The 14449-nt window shown below is 63.6% G+C and carries 13 protein-coding genes; 7 read left to right on the top strand and 6 right to left on the bottom strand.

What is annotated here, in order from left to right; genetic code table 11:
* Positions 1 to 6: 6 nt before the first annotated feature.
* Positions 7 to 1092, bottom strand: a complete 1086-nt coding sequence (locus SB772_RS14225; protein WP_410833878.1) for a glycosyltransferase family 4 protein — start codon at positions 1090 to 1092, stop codon at positions 7 to 9.
* Here SB772_RS14225 and SB772_RS14220 point away from each other — a divergent pair.
* Positions 1069 to 1407 carry a hypothetical protein gene (locus tag SB772_RS14220; protein ID WP_410834015.1) on the top strand — a complete coding sequence of 113 codons (339 nt, stop codon included), beginning with the start codon at positions 1069 to 1071 and terminating at the stop codon, positions 1405 to 1407. The genes SB772_RS14225 and SB772_RS14220 overlap by 24 nt on opposite strands.
* Positions 1408 to 1942: 535 nt before the next feature.
* On the opposite strand, the gene SB772_RS14215 is transcribed toward SB772_RS14220, so the two are convergent.
* Positions 1943 to 2359 (bottom strand): hypothetical protein, encoded by a 417-nt coding sequence (locus tag SB772_RS14215; RefSeq protein ID WP_410833877.1) that lies wholly within the window; start codon positions 2357 to 2359, stop codon positions 1943 to 1945.
* Here SB772_RS14215 and SB772_RS14210 point away from each other — a divergent pair.
* The 3 genes from SB772_RS14210 to SB772_RS14200 all read left to right on the top strand — a co-directional run bounded on the left by SB772_RS14210 (position 2328) and on the right by SB772_RS14200 (position 6260).
* Positions 2328 to 3869, top strand: coding sequence for a hypothetical protein (locus SB772_RS14210; protein ID WP_410833876.1), 1542 nt, complete (start codon positions 2328 to 2330; stop codon positions 3867 to 3869). The genes SB772_RS14215 and SB772_RS14210 overlap by 32 nt on opposite strands.
* Before the next feature lie 729 nt (positions 3870 to 4598).
* Positions 4599 to 5234 (top strand): LysE family translocator, encoded by a 636-nt coding sequence (locus SB772_RS14205; protein ID WP_410833875.1) that lies wholly within the window; start codon positions 4599 to 4601, stop codon positions 5232 to 5234.
* Positions 5235 to 5471: 237 nt separating this feature from the next.
* Positions 5472 to 6260 carry a sulfite exporter TauE/SafE family protein gene (locus SB772_RS14200; RefSeq protein ID WP_410833874.1) on the top strand — a complete coding sequence of 263 codons (789 nt, stop codon included), beginning with the start codon at positions 5472 to 5474 and terminating at the stop codon, positions 6258 to 6260.
* Positions 6261 to 6288: 28 nt separating this feature from the next.
* On the opposite strand, the gene SB772_RS14195 is transcribed toward SB772_RS14200, so the two are convergent.
* Positions 6289 to 6537 (bottom strand): hypothetical protein, encoded by a 249-nt coding sequence (locus SB772_RS14195; RefSeq protein WP_410833873.1) that lies wholly within the window; start codon positions 6535 to 6537, stop codon positions 6289 to 6291.
* A gap of 329 nt (positions 6538 to 6866) precedes the next feature.
* Entirely contained in the window at positions 6867 to 7220 is a 354-nt protein-coding gene (locus SB772_RS14190; RefSeq protein ID WP_410833872.1) for a BON domain-containing protein, read from the bottom strand.
* 435 nt (positions 7221 to 7655) lie between these two features.
* Here SB772_RS14190 and SB772_RS14185 point away from each other — a divergent pair, with 435 nt between their 5' ends.
* The 3 genes from SB772_RS14185 (at position 7656) to SB772_RS14175 (ending at position 11428) form a co-directional block, all read left to right on the top strand.
* Complete coding sequence (locus SB772_RS14185) at positions 7656 to 9464, top strand: TAXI family TRAP transporter solute-binding subunit (RefSeq protein WP_410834007.1); 1809 nt, start codon at positions 7656 to 7658, stop codon at positions 9462 to 9464.
* A 105-nt stretch (positions 9465 to 9569) separates the two neighbouring features.
* Positions 9570 to 10229, top strand: coding sequence for a 2-hydroxychromene-2-carboxylate isomerase (locus SB772_RS14180; protein WP_410833871.1), 660 nt, complete (start codon positions 9570 to 9572; stop codon positions 10227 to 10229).
* A gap of 218 nt (positions 10230 to 10447) precedes the next feature.
* Complete coding sequence (locus SB772_RS14175) at positions 10448 to 11428, top strand: LysR family transcriptional regulator (protein ID WP_410833870.1); 981 nt, start codon at positions 10448 to 10450, stop codon at positions 11426 to 11428.
* 32 nt (positions 11429 to 11460) lie between these two features.
* Here SB772_RS14175 and xdhC read toward each other — a convergent pair whose 3' ends face one another.
* A complete protein-coding gene (gene xdhC, locus SB772_RS14170; protein ID WP_410833869.1) occupies positions 11461 to 12027 on the bottom strand; it encodes a xanthine dehydrogenase accessory protein XdhC in 567 nt (188 codons plus the stop codon).
* 35 nt (positions 12028 to 12062) lie between these two features.
* Positions 12063 to 14429: a xanthine dehydrogenase molybdopterin binding subunit gene (xdhB, locus tag SB772_RS14165; RefSeq protein WP_410833868.1), complete on the bottom strand. Its 2367-nt coding sequence runs from the start codon at positions 14427 to 14429 to the stop codon at positions 12063 to 12065.
* Positions 14430 to 14449 lie beyond the last annotated feature (20 nt).

Genomic DNA, 14449 nt, shown 5'->3' with positions numbered 1-14449 from the left:
TGCCGCTCACGCCGAAACCGCAAGCGGCCGGACGAACTTCCGCGCAATCGTCATATAGCGATCCGCGGTGTCATGCAGCGTATATCCCGCCAGTTGCCGATTCGCCCGCGGCGTTTTCAGCGCCGCGAGCAAGGCCCGGCCATAGGCCTCCGGATCGCTCGTATCGACGAGACTGACGCCGGCAAAGCCGCTTGCGAAACTGAACGACGGAATCCGGCTAGCCACGACCGGAATGCCCGATGCGAGCGCCTCGAGAAAACCGATGCTCTGCGCTTCGAAGCGCGAAGGCATCGCGAAGACACGCGACGATCGGAGGATGGCGGCGACATCCGATCTGGGTCCGCACACGGTCACGTGGCTCCCCAACCTGAGCTGGTCGACCAGCGACAGCACGGCGTCGTGATACGCGACGTCTTCAACGACACCACATAGCAGCAAGCGCGCTTCAGGCTCGCTCTGCAACACGCGCGCAAACGCGCGGATCGTGTCCAACTGGCTTTTCCCTTCCATGTAGCGGCCAAGCTGAACAATCTGCTTGGCCGCTACACCGGTATCCGGCGCCGGCGCGTCGAAGTCCGCCGCGAACTGCGACGCATCCACGCCATTAGGAATGACCACCAGAGCAGGGTGTTGGCCGATCTCCCTCAGGTATTCGTCGATATTTTTCTGCGACACGCCGATCACCGCCCTCGCCCGCCGCGACAGCAGACGCTCTGCCTGCTTGAGCGCGCCGTTCTCGAAGTCGTTCACGCCGGAGTGCATCACCCACACGATCGGCGTATGGACGGGCAGAAGGCGTACATATAGCGCGGCAAGCGTTGCGTGAGCCACGATGAAATCAGGCCGGAACCGGCGCACCACGCGATACAGGTGCAGCAGTTTGCCCACCCGGCCGTAGCGGGTTTTGGGGAAGAGGCAGGTCACCCCTGCGGCCTGGAGTTCAGCGCGAATAACGGCGAAATCGTCCTGCTGCGGGAGCAGCGATGCCATACACACTTGATGGCCAGCGCGCTGATGATGAATGGCGAGACCTTTTACCAGGACTTCCGCTCCGGATAGCCGCGGTGCGTGAACAAGCTGAAGAATTCGCACGATTTATCTCTCGGGATAACCGCATTTCTTACGCAGCAAATGGACATGCCGACCCGGCAATCGCACCAGCCCAAAGAGTCGTCGGCATCTCCATCATCGGTTGATCTGGCGCGCCCCGATTTCTTACGCGGCGCGGCATTGTCCGCAAAAGACAGCGACAGTTCCGCTGCGAAGTCACTATCGCCGAATAAACGTTACACCGAAGCTCCAGCACTATTGCGCCAACTCCAAGGCACTATCGGCTGTGCAATGAGCGCCAACGCCAATTTTTCGCCGTCTTGCGCCAACTCGATAGTTAGGTATCCGTCGCGTTAAATTATTGACCCCAATTTTTCATGGCGGAAAAGAACAGGTGCCGGCAGAGGCTTTATTTTTTATGAACAATGCAATTAGTACTGCGTCATTGTTCATACGTTACAGCTCGTTACTTCTTTTAAACATACTAATGCGTATCGTTGCCATCGCTTTTCCTCAATAAAACCTGCTTCGCTTTAGGGGACAGTAAAAAGTTCATTGACGTGCGCGATGAGTTCGCGCGCGGCGATGTGAATCCTACTGTTCATTAAGACGCTGCCTGTTTTCGTCGTACGTTTCTGATCGCTTTATTCCGCCACGCCGGCTCTGCCGGCCGCGCGAATCGTCAGACAAGCGGTGCTCCTGCAGAAATATTCGCGGGACGCCGATAACCCAGCAAAGCATCACTCATCGCGCAGCCGGACAGTTGCGCGCTCAAGACGGCCAATGCCGACGGCCCGGTCATCGGCTGGCTTGCCATTTGAACCCAATGTTCAATCCGTCTCGCGACGCGGCTTGTGCGAGACACCGGAAGAACATGTAGCTAACGCATGGCTTACTGATTGATGAAATCACATCTACTTCTACTCTCTACACTCTCATTGGCACTCGCAGGCTGTGGCGGTGGCGGCGGCAGCTCCGGCAGCAGTGCTGCCACCTCGAACGCCTCGGGAAGCACCGGCACAAGCGCCAATCCGGCCTCGACGTCAGCGCTTTCCGCCAACCCTAACGCAAAGCTCAGCTGCGCTGCGCCGGCCACTTCGGCGGGCTCCGGCAGCGCCGTCATCTCCGCCGACACGCCTAGCGCCGACGGCACCCGCATCTTCGCTTCAGGCAGCACCTTCCAGCTTGCCTTCAGCACCAACGTGTCGTCCGCGGATACGCTGAACTGGTCCGTCACGGACACCGTCGGCAAGGTTGCGGCGAGCGGCAGCACCGCCGTGCCCAGCGGTTCGCGGACCATCACGCTCAATTGCACCTCGACGCTCGCCGGCTATTTCGCCGCGTCGGGCACGCTCGCGCAGAACGGCGGCCAGTTGCCGCAAGCCGGCACGCGTCCGGTCGGCATCGCGACTTTCGGGGTGACGCCGGACCTGTCCGGCGTCGTTCCTGCCGTCACCTACGCGCATCAGGAACAGCACCGCTTCGGCATGCAAGGCGCGAACGACAGCGGTCCGCTGCTCGCCGCGCTGGGCATTTCGTCGACCATCGACGATCGCCAGCTCTCGACGATGGAGCCGAATGGACGGAACACCTTCAATCCTTCCACCAGCACGCTCGACCCGTTCTACAAGACCGGCAACGTGATGCGCCTGATCCGCCTCGACGGGATTCCCGCGTGGGCGAGCAGCACCGGCGCGTACCAGGACGACACCGGCGTGCCGACCGATCTTTCGTACTATCAGAGCTACATGAGCCGGGTAGGCACGGAATCGAACACCATTCGCACCGCATACTTCCCGCAGCAATCGGCTAACTACTACCAGGTGACGTGGGAGCCGAACCAGATGTGGACGGACACCGATGCGAACTTCATCGCGCTGTACAAGGCCGTCTCTCAAGGCATTCATTCGACCGATCCGCATGCCGTCGTGATGGGCCCCACCGATGCGTTCCCGAGCTTGACCACGACGCGGCTGAAGCGTCTCGCGCCGCTCGGCTTCGGCAGCTATATCGACGCCGTCGCCACGCACGGCTACTACGACGCGGGTACCTCGCCTTCGCATCCGCCTGAGCGCTACGACGCCGATCCGTCGACCGCCAGCGGTTCGCTGCGCGGCCAGATGCGCAATCTGCGCGCGGAAATGGCCACGGATTACCGTCCGGGCATGAAGCTGTTCTCGACGGAAGCCGGCATCAGCTACGACCTCGGCAGCGCGTACGGTCCGAACTACCCGAGCGCGAACGTGTTGTACGCGCAAGCTGCGGTTGCGGCGCGCATGCACATCATCACGCTCGGCGAAGGCGCGGACCAGACCTATGTGTTCTACGGCGCGGACTACCCGGGCGAAGTCGGCTACGGCACGTTCTTCGATCTGAACGATGCGCAGGGCGCGTTCGGTGCGTCGAACATCAGTCCGAAGCCGGTAGCGATGGCGATCGGCGCGATGACGCGCGCACTCGACGGCACCACCACGCTGGGCCCGGTGAACGGCACGCCGACCGGCGTCTACGCCTACGCGTTCCAGCAGGTGGGCAACGGCGCGGTAATCACCGCGTTGTGGGCGCATAACAACAGCGTGTGGAGCGCGAGCGCCGGGTTCAGTTCGACCTATAGCGTGGCGTACAGCCTGACCGTCGACGCGCCGGGCACCAGCGGCACAGTGAAAATCGTCGATATGATGGGTAATGCGTCGACCGCCAATTACAGCAATGGTGCGCTGACGCTCACCCTGACGGAATCGCCGGTGTATGTGGTGTCGAACAACGCGTCCGTCGCCAAGTCCAACGCAACGGTTCCAGTGGGATACGCCGGCAGCTAGGCACCGAAGCCAGGTCATCAAGCAGAAGGAAAAAACGTCAGCCGGCCCGGAAGATCCTTGCCGGCTGACGTTGTTTGTCAGACATGCACTGCTCCGTGCGACTCGGGCGAGCTCAGCCTTCCGGCGTTGGCCTTTCCCACCCGCTATGCGCAAAAAACTAAACATTAAAAATAAAACCAGCGCACACTACTCTACTGCTCCATCGCGGAGCGAAAAAAGCCAAATTGGGAGTCCATCATGGCAAAAGGTCAACTCCGCAGCAACCGCGAAGCGAAAAAACCCAAACAGGAAAAGAAACCCAAACCGGCCACTTCGCCCTCAGGCGCGCCGCCGATCCGCGTAGCACCGAGCACGTCCGCGACGCAAAAGAAGCACTAAACAAAGCAAGCCCGCCCCGCAAGGCGGGCCCTCAACTGCATCAGCAGAAAGCTATTTGGAAATATCCTCCAACGCGACATCGCGCGCCACTGGCCGTCGCCGGCACAGCAGCACGCAGTTTTCGAATAACGCACTCTGCACTTCCTTGCCGCGCCCGCTCGTATGCCGTTCGTGCAACGCCCGGCGCCCTATGCCCGGTGCACGCGGCGTTGCGCAGGTTTTCCGCGCGCCGTCTTGCCGGAGATTATCGGTCTGGCCATGCTGACGCACGCGTCTGGCGTGCGCAACCAAGGCAAACAAGCGGCGCCGCACGGGAAACGACCAGGCCAGAACAATTAACCGGCAATCTCCATGTCCACCACCAGCCTCTTCTTCACCGCCGCGGGCGTCGGCCTCGCAATCGCCGCACCGGTCGGCCCAATGGGCATGCTGTGCATCCGCCGCACGCTGACCGGCGGTCCGCGCGCGGGACTGGCGATCGGCTTCGGCATTGCCAGCGGCGATGCGTTCTATGGCCTGATCGCGGCGCTCGGCCTGGTCGGCATTTCGCAGTTCATGCTCGCCTACGACCGGCCTTTGCAACTCGCGGCGGGCCTCTTTCTGCTTTACCTCGGCGTGCGCACACTGCTGCAAAAGCCATCCGCCGACGCGCCGAACGGCGACGGCAAGCTCGCGCAGATCGGCCGCGCCGGCGCGCTGCGCGCGTACGCCAGTTCGCTGCTGCTCACGCTCACCAATCCGCAGACCGTCATCATGTTCGCCGCGTTGTTCACGACACTGGCGCCGCGCGGCGCGTTTTCATCGAGCATCGCGTTGACGACGGTCAGCGGCGTGTTTTGCGGCTCGATCGCGTGGTGGTGTTTTCTCGTGACCGCGGTGTCGCTCGCGCGTCACGCGATCGGCAGCAAGCTGCGGCTCGCGATCGACCGGCTTGTCGGGATCACGCTGGCGGCGTTCGGCATCGTCGAAGTTCGCCGCGCGCTTTAAGCGGCCGAGGTCAAGGAGATGTCATAGGCGGTGGCGAAAGGCGCGCTGACCGACGCCACATAAAAGTCCGCCGAAGCCGCGCCGACTGACGGTTTTATACGCAAGCGCGGCAGTTTTGCGACAATAGCGCCTTTCGCCGCGCCGACAACGCGCCTGTCCGTCGACCATCGACGGCACGCGGGTGCCGGTATTGCCGCTCTACCGACCCAACCCACCCGACCGTCACCGGTCTGCTCAATGGCCTTTCCCCACATCGATCTGCTGTATTCCGTATCCGGCTTGTTCGTCGGCTTTCTGGTCGGACTGACGGGCGTCGGCGGCGGCTCGCTGATGACGCCGATCCTGGTCCTGCTGTTCAACGTGCATCCGGCCACCGCCGTCGGCACCGATCTGCTGTACGCAGCCGCGACCAAGGCGACCGGCACGCTGGTGCACGGCCTGAAAGGCTCCGTCGACTGGCAGATCACACTGCGTCTGGCTGCCGGCAGCGTGCCGGCAGCGACCATCACGCTGATCCTGTTACATCGTTTCGGCATGGACACGCCGGGCGCAAGCCGGCTGATCCAGATCGTGCTGGGCGTAGCGCTGCTGGTGACGGCGGTGGCGCTGGTGTTCCGGCCGCAACTCGCGGCGCTCGGTGCGCGCCATCTGCCGGTGCCGAAGCAAGGCCGCACGCTCGCGCTGACCATGCTGACCGGAGCGATGCTCGGCGTGCTGGTGTCGCTGACTTCGGTGGGAGCGGGCGCCATCGGCGTGACGGTGCTGTTGCTGCTGTACCCGCTGCTGCCGACCACGCGCATCGTCGGTTCAGACATCGCGCATGCAGTGCCGCTCACGCTGCTGGCAGGCGCGGGGCACTGGCTGCTGGGTTCGGTCGACTGGTCGATGCTGTTGTCGTTGCTGGTCGGATCGCTGCCGGGCATCGCCGTCGGCAGTTATCTGTCGTCGCGCGCGCCCGATGTGCTGCTGCGCAACCTGCTCGCCGCCACCCTGACGCTGGTCGGCGTGCGCCTCGTGCTGACCTGAACGCCAGGCCGACGCGCCAACCCGCCGGCTATTTGAAAAAGCGGCAGGTCAGATCGGTCTCGAACTGCCGCACCCATTGACCGTGATGGTCGCGATAGGACTGCGCCCAGCCGCCGCGCCGCACCGTGACGAGGCGTTCGTGCGCGGCGTCGTCCGGATCCGCGCAGACGCTGATATCAAAATGCGCAGGCGCGAAACCGTGCCGCGCGCACACCAGTTCGAAAGCCGCCCGATCGCTGATGGCTAGATCGGTATAGCGCAAAAGCGTGGTTTCCATGGCATTGACTCCGTTTCACCACTTATCACGGTACGCCTCACAACGCGTCAGTTGTGTGTCATAGCGCACACCGGACGGTTCGTTGCGGTGCTGCCTTCCGGCTCGAACCGCCCCGATCCATCATCACCGTTTCAAAAATCGCCGCCGCGAAAAATAAAACTAAAAAAACGGGCCCCGGCGATTCGCCGGAGCCCGTTTGCTGGCATGCATCAAGATGGCGCAAAGCGGCAACGGATTGCACGCTTCATGAAGCGTGCCGCGCATGGCGCCCTGCGGCACTTCATGCGCTTCACGCACTTATTGCGCTTATTGCCCCTCGTGCCGCCGGCTTACTGCTGCTCAACGCTCAGCTTGTTCGACACCGACGTCACACCCGCAACGCCCTTGGCAACTTCGCCCGCCTTGTCGATCTGGCCCTGGTCAGGCACCGAACCCGTCAACGTCACCGCACCGCCGCGAGCGCGCACCGCGATGTTCGACACGTCGATGCCTTGCGCCTTGGAGAGCGCGCTGCGCACCTTGTGGCCGAGCTGGCTATTGGCCTTCTTGGTGGTCGCGGCCGGGGCGGCCGGGGCGGCCATCGCGCCACTTGCCATCGCATCGCTTGACTGAGCGTACACATTGCACGCCACCACCATCGCCACAACCGAGCCCAGCGTTTTCAGAAAACCGACCGATTTCATAATTTCTCCTTTTGCTTCACATTGGACCGCCTCTACCAAGCGGCTTCGTTACGACTACCGGCGGCCGGGCCCGGACGCGACAAGGCGTGGCTGAGCGATGGCCGACTATGGCTGCAACACGGTATGCGAGAGGCGAGAGAAGCCAGCCGCCGCTAGCCGCATGCGATAACAGTCATGCATGCGGCATCAAGGCCGGCATGCCGCGAAGTCCGCCAGAGCGCCCGGTTCTGCTATGTCGTGCCGGGTCGCGCTGCGCAAACGTCTAATCGCGGCAGCGATGCACAATTTAATCTAGCCGAGCCAGAAGCGCAAAGGGTTTAGTCATGCTCCAGGCGTGTGCCGGGTGCCGTCGACGGTGGTTCGTGCCGGTGTCGATGCGCCCGTCATACTTCGAGTGGGGATCGTTCGCGCAACAGTCATGCTCCGCTCAAGCGCCTGTTCAGGCGTTTTTTCGCGCGCGTTCTCACGATTTGTTACGGGTTTGTCGGCGCTCACCATCGCCGTGCGCGCCGCCGCCGCGCGAATCTCAGGTACCATCGCCGCGAATGCGAGCTGCCGCGCGGCGCCCCGGCATCAAGCCAGCCATGGCGCGAGCGCCTCGACTTGCGCCACGCTAAAGTGCCGCCGCAACCCTGTTCACCTTCGACCGTAAGCCCGTCACGTCATCCGATGAAGCCTGCCACCGGCCGCAAACGCCCTCCCCGCATCGTCGCCCGTTTCGTCGCAATCTCGTGGCGCGATCTGGCGGTCTCGTTCGGTCCGATCCTGCTGGTCGCCATCGCGGCGATCTGGGTCGCCGTGCGTCTGATCCAGCCCGCCCCGCCCAATACGCTGACGATCAGCGCCGGCCCCGAAGGCAGCACCTTCTGGACCGCCGCACAAAAGTACAAGGCCATTCTCGCGCGCAACCGCATCACGTTGAACGTGTTGCCGTCGGAAGGCTCGTTGCAGAATCTCAAGCGCCTATCGGATCCGAACTCGAACGTCGATGTCGGCTTCGTGCAGGACGGCGTCGCGCCCGGCCCGGCGAGCGACGCTCTGATGTCGCTCGGCAGCGTGGCGTATGTGCCGCTGGCGATTTTCTACCACGGCCCGACCGTCACGCGGCTGTCCGAATTCAAGGGTTCGCGTGTCGCGGTCGGCGCCGAAGGCAGCGGCACGCGGGAACTGGCGCTCGCGCTGCTCAAGGCGAACGGCATCGAGCCGGGCGGCGCCACTAAACTGCTGCCGCTCTCCGGTGACGACGCCGCGCAGGCACTCATCTCCGGTAAAGTCGACGCGGCCTTTCTGGCTGGCGATTCGGCGCAACCGGCGGTGATGGGCAAGCTGTATCGCACGCCGAACGTGCAGTTCTACGACTTCACCCAGGCCGATGCGTACACCCGCCGTTTTCCGTATCTGACGCAACTCGAGATGCCGATGGGCGCGTTCGACCTCGGCAAAAATCTGCCGTCCGCGCCGATTCACATGGTGGCGCCGACCGCCGAGCTGGTGGCGCGCGACTCGTTGCATCCCGCGCTCTCCGATCTGCTGATCGAAGCCGCGCGCGAAGTGCACGGCAAAGCGAGCATCATGCAGCGTGCCGGCGAATTCCCCGCGCCGCTCGCGCACGACTTCCCAATCAGCGACGATGCCGCGCGCTTCTACAAGTCGGGCAAAGGCTTCCTCTACCGGATCCTGCCGTTCTGGCTCGCGAGTCTCGCCGACCGGCTGCTGGTCGTCGTGGTGCCGCTGATCGTGCTGCTGATTCCGGCGCTGCGCGTCGTGCCGTCGCTGTATGCGTGGCGGGTGAAATCGCGCATCTATCGCTGGTACGGCGCGCTGATCGCGATCGAACGCAGCGCGCTCAGCGAGTATTCGGCCGCCGAACGCGCCTCGCTGATCGAGCGGCTGGACGCGATCGAGGAGTCGGTCAACGGCCTGAAGATGCCGCTCGCCTATGCGGACCAGTTCTACGTGCTGCGCGAACATATCGGCTTCGTGCGCCAGCGGCTTACGCATAGCCGCGAGGCCCTGCGCGAAGCGTCGGACGAACCGGGCGATGGACCGGAGCCGCCTGAGACGAGTGACACGGAGGAGGCGAATGAGGCGGCTGAAATAGGTGAGGCACGCGAAGGCGGCAAAGCGGGTGACGAGGCACAGAGTCTTCAGACGCGCACCCCGCTTCGGGGCCGGCATTGCCCGCGCCGAGCCGGGCCTGACGTTCACGGCACTGGCAGTGAGCGGCCCAAAACCGGCCTCTAAACCATATTGACCGCTGCAAGCAGCGGCCGCACCGCGTAAGATCATTACAGATTCGACGGTTTAGCAGACGCACACCGTTCGGAACAGGCAATCCGGGAGACATTCATGACCGTTGGCATCGACGCCAGGCAACCGCTGTGGTTTTACGATTTTGGCTCGCCGTTCACGTACCTGTTGCTCGAGCAACACGACAAATGGCCGGGCTTCGACTTCGTGTTCACGCCGGTCGTGCTGAACGACCTGTATCGCCACTGGGGGCAACTACCGGCTTACAACGTGCCCACCAAGCGGGTGTTCATGTACCGGCATGCGCTGTTCCGCGCGGAGCAGCTCGGCATTCCGTTCAAGATGCCGCCGGCTCATCCGTTCGACTCGATGAAGCCGCTGTTGCTCGCCACCGCGGTGAACGGCGACATCAGCTTCGTGCGCGATATCTTTCGCTTTATCTGGCGTGAAGGCCGCGATCCGTCGAGCGATGCAGCGTTCGCAGAACTGTGTGAACGCGTCGGCCAGCCGGACGGGCCCGAGTTGATCAAAAGCGAAGAGGTCAAGGCGAAATTGCAGCGCAATACAGCGAATGCGATCAGCTTGGGCGTCTATGGCGTGCCGACTTTTTACATGAACAAACAATTGTTCTGGGGCGAAGACGCACTGCCGATGGTGCTGTATTGCGCACGCACGCCGAACTGGCTCGATTCGCAAGAAGTGAAGCGGATCAGTTCGCTGCCTTTGGGTGTCGCGAACACCACCGTAGGCGAAGTGTAGGATTTAGACAGGTTCGGCGCGCTGAGCACGTCATGAAGCGCGCCATGGCCGCCGCCCATACCGTGCTGATGCCGGCTATACCGTGTCCGCTATGGCCGCCGCACTGCAATCGGGCCTAAGGTTATGACCTTTGCGCGTTGCTGCGCGAGCCGTCTCGCGGGCGGCTCCTTATGGCGCCTCACCCGAACCCGATCCGCTTGCACCGCCTCGCCTGAACCATGGACGACACCGCCGCCTCCCTCGATATCTGGCTCGTGCGCGTGCTGCGCACGCTGCTGGTCGAGCGCAGCGTCACCCAGACCGCGCTGCGGCTGAATCAGACCCAACCCGCCATCAGCACCGCGCTGCGCAAACTCCGCGAGACGCTGAACGATCCGATCCTCGTGCGCGGCAAATCGGGCATGGTGCCGACGGAATACGGCGAATCGCTGCTGGCGTCCGCGCAACGCGTGCTGCGCGAAGTCGATTTCGTCGCGACGCCGCATGGCGACTTCGACCCTGGCCGCTCGCGCCGCACCTTTCGGGTGGCCGCACCCGACTATCTGAACGACTTCTTCATGCCGACCGTGATCGCGCAGTTTCGCGAGGCGGCTCCGCATGCGCGTCTGGAAATCGATTCGTTGAGCCCGATGCTCGATCACTCGGCCGCGCTCGATGCGGGCGAACTCGATCTGGTGATCGGCAACTGGCCGAAACCCGATCCGCGCTTCGGCAAGACCGATCTGTTCTCGGACACGGTGGTATGCCTGATGCGCGCCGATCATCCGTTGACGCGCACGCCGTTGACACGCGAAGCGTACCTGGCCGCACCGCATCTCGCGCCGACGCCTTATAGCGGCGCGCGCGGCGGCGCCATCGACATCGGTTTCGCGAGGGCGCGCGCCGAACGGCGCATCGTCGCCACGCTGCCTTACTTCGGCCTCGTGCCGCAAACGCTGCTGCAATCGGATCTGATCTTCACCACCACGCGCCGCTTCGCGACCCACTACGCGCACATCCTGCCGCTGGCGGTCGTCGAGGTGCCGATTCCGTTTCCGCGCATCAAGTGCTATCAGTTGTGGCATCCGCAGCCGGATCGGCCGAGCGACGTCGGCTGGCTGCGGACCTTGATGTCGCAAGTGTCGGACGAATTGGTGGCGCACAAGGCGCGGCGCGTGAAACGGCCGCAGGAAAAGAAAACGTCAGCCGCAGTGGGCTGAGGTTTTTTTATTCGATCGCTTTATTTGACCGCTCAAACGCTCGCGCAGAGCTTGTGCGTCGCCGCCCGTGCCGCGGCCTGCCGCGCGCGAATCTGCAGCAACTCCGCACACACCGCAACCGCAATGGCCGGCGGCGCCTTATCGACGATGCCCGCCACGCCGATCGGGCACGTCATTTCGACCAGCCGGCCCAGAGCCACGCCGCGATCCAATAGGCGACGCTCGAATTTCACGCGCTTGGTCTTCGAGCCGATCACGCCGAAGTAGGTGAAATCGCGCCGCCGCATGATGCGCTCGGCGAGCGAGAAGTCGAGCGCGTGATTGTGCGTCATCACGAGGAAGTAAGCGCCGGGCGGCGCCGTGTCGACGATCGCGTCGGGCGTATCGGTCGCCTCGACCTGCACGTTGGCGGGCGTTTCGTCGGGAAACAGTTCGTCGCGTTCGTCGACCCACTGGACGACGCACGGCAAGTGCCCGAGCAGCGTGACGAGCGCATGGCCGACGTGGCCAGCGCCGAACAGCACGATGTGCATCGGCGCCGCAGGCGGCGCTTTCACGGCGCTGCGCCGGCCGATCTGAACGGAAGATAAGTCGTTCATGGCGATCATTCCAGTGAGTATCTTAGCGCTGCCGGCTACTGCCGTGCCGCCGCAGTCGCGGCCCGCACCGCGCCTACCGCCTTGAGGATTTCCTCGCTCGTCGCGGGCGCGTTCAGCGGCGGATTGACCTTGTGGCCGCCCACGGCCGACACTGCGTCGCGAATCGCAAAGAACACCGAGAACGGCAGCAGCAACGGCGGCTCGCCGGTCGCCTTCGAACGATGGATGCTGTCCTCCGCATTGCGGTTTCTGAACAGCCGCACGCGGAAGTCCGGCGGCGTATCGTTGACGGTCGGAATCTTGTAGGTGGACGGCGCATGCGTCATCAGCTTACCGCCGGCGTTCCACCACAGTTCTTCGGTCGTGAGCCAGCCCATGCCCTGAATGAACGCGCCTTCCACCTGACCGACGTCGAGTGCCGGATTGAGCGACGCGCCCACGTCGTGCAACGCGTCCGCGCGCAGCACGCGCATTTCGCCGGTCAGCGTGTCGATCACGACTTCCGACACGGCCGCGCCGTACGAGTAGTAATAGAACGGACGGCCTTGCAGCTTCGATTGATCCCAGTAGAGTTTCGGCGTCGCGTAGAAACCATCCGACCAGAGCTGGATGCGAGCGACGTAGGCCTTCGCGATCACTTCCTCGAACGGCACCACGACATCGCCGACCCGCACGCGGTCGTGCGCGAAGCGCACATCCGCGGCGCTCACCTGCCCTGCGCCGAAGCGTTCGGCCGCAAATGCCGACAGACGCTCGCGCAACTGGCGCGCGGCATCCTGCGCGGCCTTGCCGTTCAGATCGGAACCGGTCGACGCAGCGGTGGCGGACGTATTGGCGATCTTGCTGGTGTCGGTGGCCGTGACCCGAATGCGGTTGAAGCCGACGCCCAGTTCATGCGCGACGACCTGCGCGACCTTCGTGTTCAGGCCCTGGCCCATTTCGGTGCCGCCGTGGTTCACCAGTACCGAGCCGTCGGTGTAGATGTGCACCAGCGCGCCGGCCTGATTGAAGTGCGTCACGTTGAACGCGATGCCGAACTTGACAGGTGTGAGTGCCAGGCCTTTCTTCAGCACGTCGTTGTTCGCATTGAACGCGTCGATCTCCGCGCGCCGCGCACGGTATTCGCTGGTCGCCTCGAGTTCGTCGATCAGTTCGTGAATCACGTTGTCTTCGACCACCTGGCCGTACGGCGTCTGGTTGCGCTCGGTCTTGCCATACAGATTGCGGCGGCGCACGTCGAGCGCATCCTCGCCGACCGAACGCGCGACGTTGTCCATGATGTATTCGATCGCGAACGCGCCTTGCGGGCCGCCGAAGCCGCGGAACGCCGTATTCGACTGCGTATTGGTCTTGCCGCAGAAGCCGTCGATCGACACGTCGGACAACCAGTACGCGTTGTCGAAGTGACACAGCGCGCGCGTCATCACCGGACCGGACAGGTCGGCGGAGAAACCGCAGCGGGAGGTCATGTCGACCGTCACGCCGTCGATAACGCCCTTGTCGTCGTAGCCGACTTCATACGTGTAGTGGAAATCGTGGCGTTTGCCGGTAACCATCATGTCGTCGTCGCGGTCCGGACGCAGCTTGACCGGGCACAGCAGCTTCCACGCGGCCAGCGCCGCGCAGCACGCGAACAGACCCGATTGCGATTCCTTGCCGCCGAAGCCGCCGCCCATCCGCCGGCATTCGATCAGCACGTTGTGCGACGCCACGCCCAACGCGTGCGCGACCATGTGCTGCATTTCGGTCGGATGCTGGGTCGAACAGTAGACGTGCATGCCGTCGTCGTCCTTCGGCACCGCGTACGAAATCTGACCTTCCAGATAGAACTGCTCCTGGCCGCCGAGCAGCATTTCGCCGGCTTCACGATGCGCCGCGCGGGCGATTTTCGTGCCGGCTTCGCCGCGTGCGAGTTTCATCGGCGGCAGGACATGTCGATTCGCGGCGCGTGCCTGCTGCGCGGTGAGAATCGCCGGCAGCTCTTCGTAGACGACTTCGGCACGGCGTGCAGCCAGACGCGCCGCTTCATGCGACGTAGCGACCACGATGAACATCGGCTGGCCGACGTATTGCACGACACCGTCGGCGAGAATCGGATCGTCGCCGTGGACGATCGGGCCGACGTCGTTGACGCCGGGAATATCGTCGGCGGTGAAGATCGCGACCACGCCGGGCGTCGCGCGCACCTTGTCGAGCGACATCGAGACGATCTTCGCGTGCGCTTTCGGCGACAGGCCGAGTGCGGCGTGCAGCGTGCCGGCGAGCGTCGGGATGTCGTCGGTGTAGGTCGCGCGGCCGCTTACGTGCAGATGCGCGGATTCGTGCGGACGCGAGACGTGGACCTGAGTAAAGTCCTCCTGGTCCTGAAGGTCCTTCAGAAACGGTTCGGCGTGCTGATTCATTCTTGTGTTCTCCGTATCCT

Source organism: Paraburkholderia sp. SIMBA_030 (assembly GCF_046535245.1).
Classification (GTDB): Bacteria; Pseudomonadota; Gammaproteobacteria; order Burkholderiales; family Burkholderiaceae; genus Paraburkholderia.
The sequence above is the reverse complement of the archived record's forward strand: the minus strand, read 5'-3'. Positions and strand labels throughout refer to the sequence as shown.

Bases quoted from the DNA above. Each gene is read 5' to 3' on its own strand.
- SB772_RS14205 (WP_410833875.1), top strand. From the start codon at position 4,599: ATGTCCACCACCAGCCTCTTCTTCACCGCCGCGGGCGTCGGCCTCGCA.
- SB772_RS14200 (WP_410833874.1), top strand. From the start codon at position 5,472: ATGGCCTTTCCCCACATCGATCTGCTGTATTCCGTATCCGGCTTGTTC.
- SB772_RS14195 (WP_410833873.1), bottom strand. From the start codon at position 6,537: ATGGAAACCACGCTTTTGCGCTATACCGATCTAGCCATCAGCGATCGG.
- SB772_RS14190 (WP_410833872.1), bottom strand. From the start codon at position 7,220: ATGAAATCGGTCGGTTTTCTGAAAACGCTGGGCTCGGTTGTGGCGATG.
- SB772_RS14180 (WP_410833871.1), top strand. From the start codon at position 9,570: ATGACCGTTGGCATCGACGCCAGGCAACCGCTGTGGTTTTACGATTTT.
- SB772_RS14175 (WP_410833870.1), top strand. From the start codon at position 10,448: ATGGACGACACCGCCGCCTCCCTCGATATCTGGCTCGTGCGCGTGCTG.
- xdhC (WP_410833869.1), bottom strand. From the start codon at position 12,027: ATGAACGACTTATCTTCCGTTCAGATCGGCCGGCGCAGCGCCGTGAAA.
- xdhB (WP_410833868.1), bottom strand. From the start codon at position 14,429: ATGAATCAGCACGCCGAACCGTTTCTGAAGGACCTTCAGGACCAGGAG.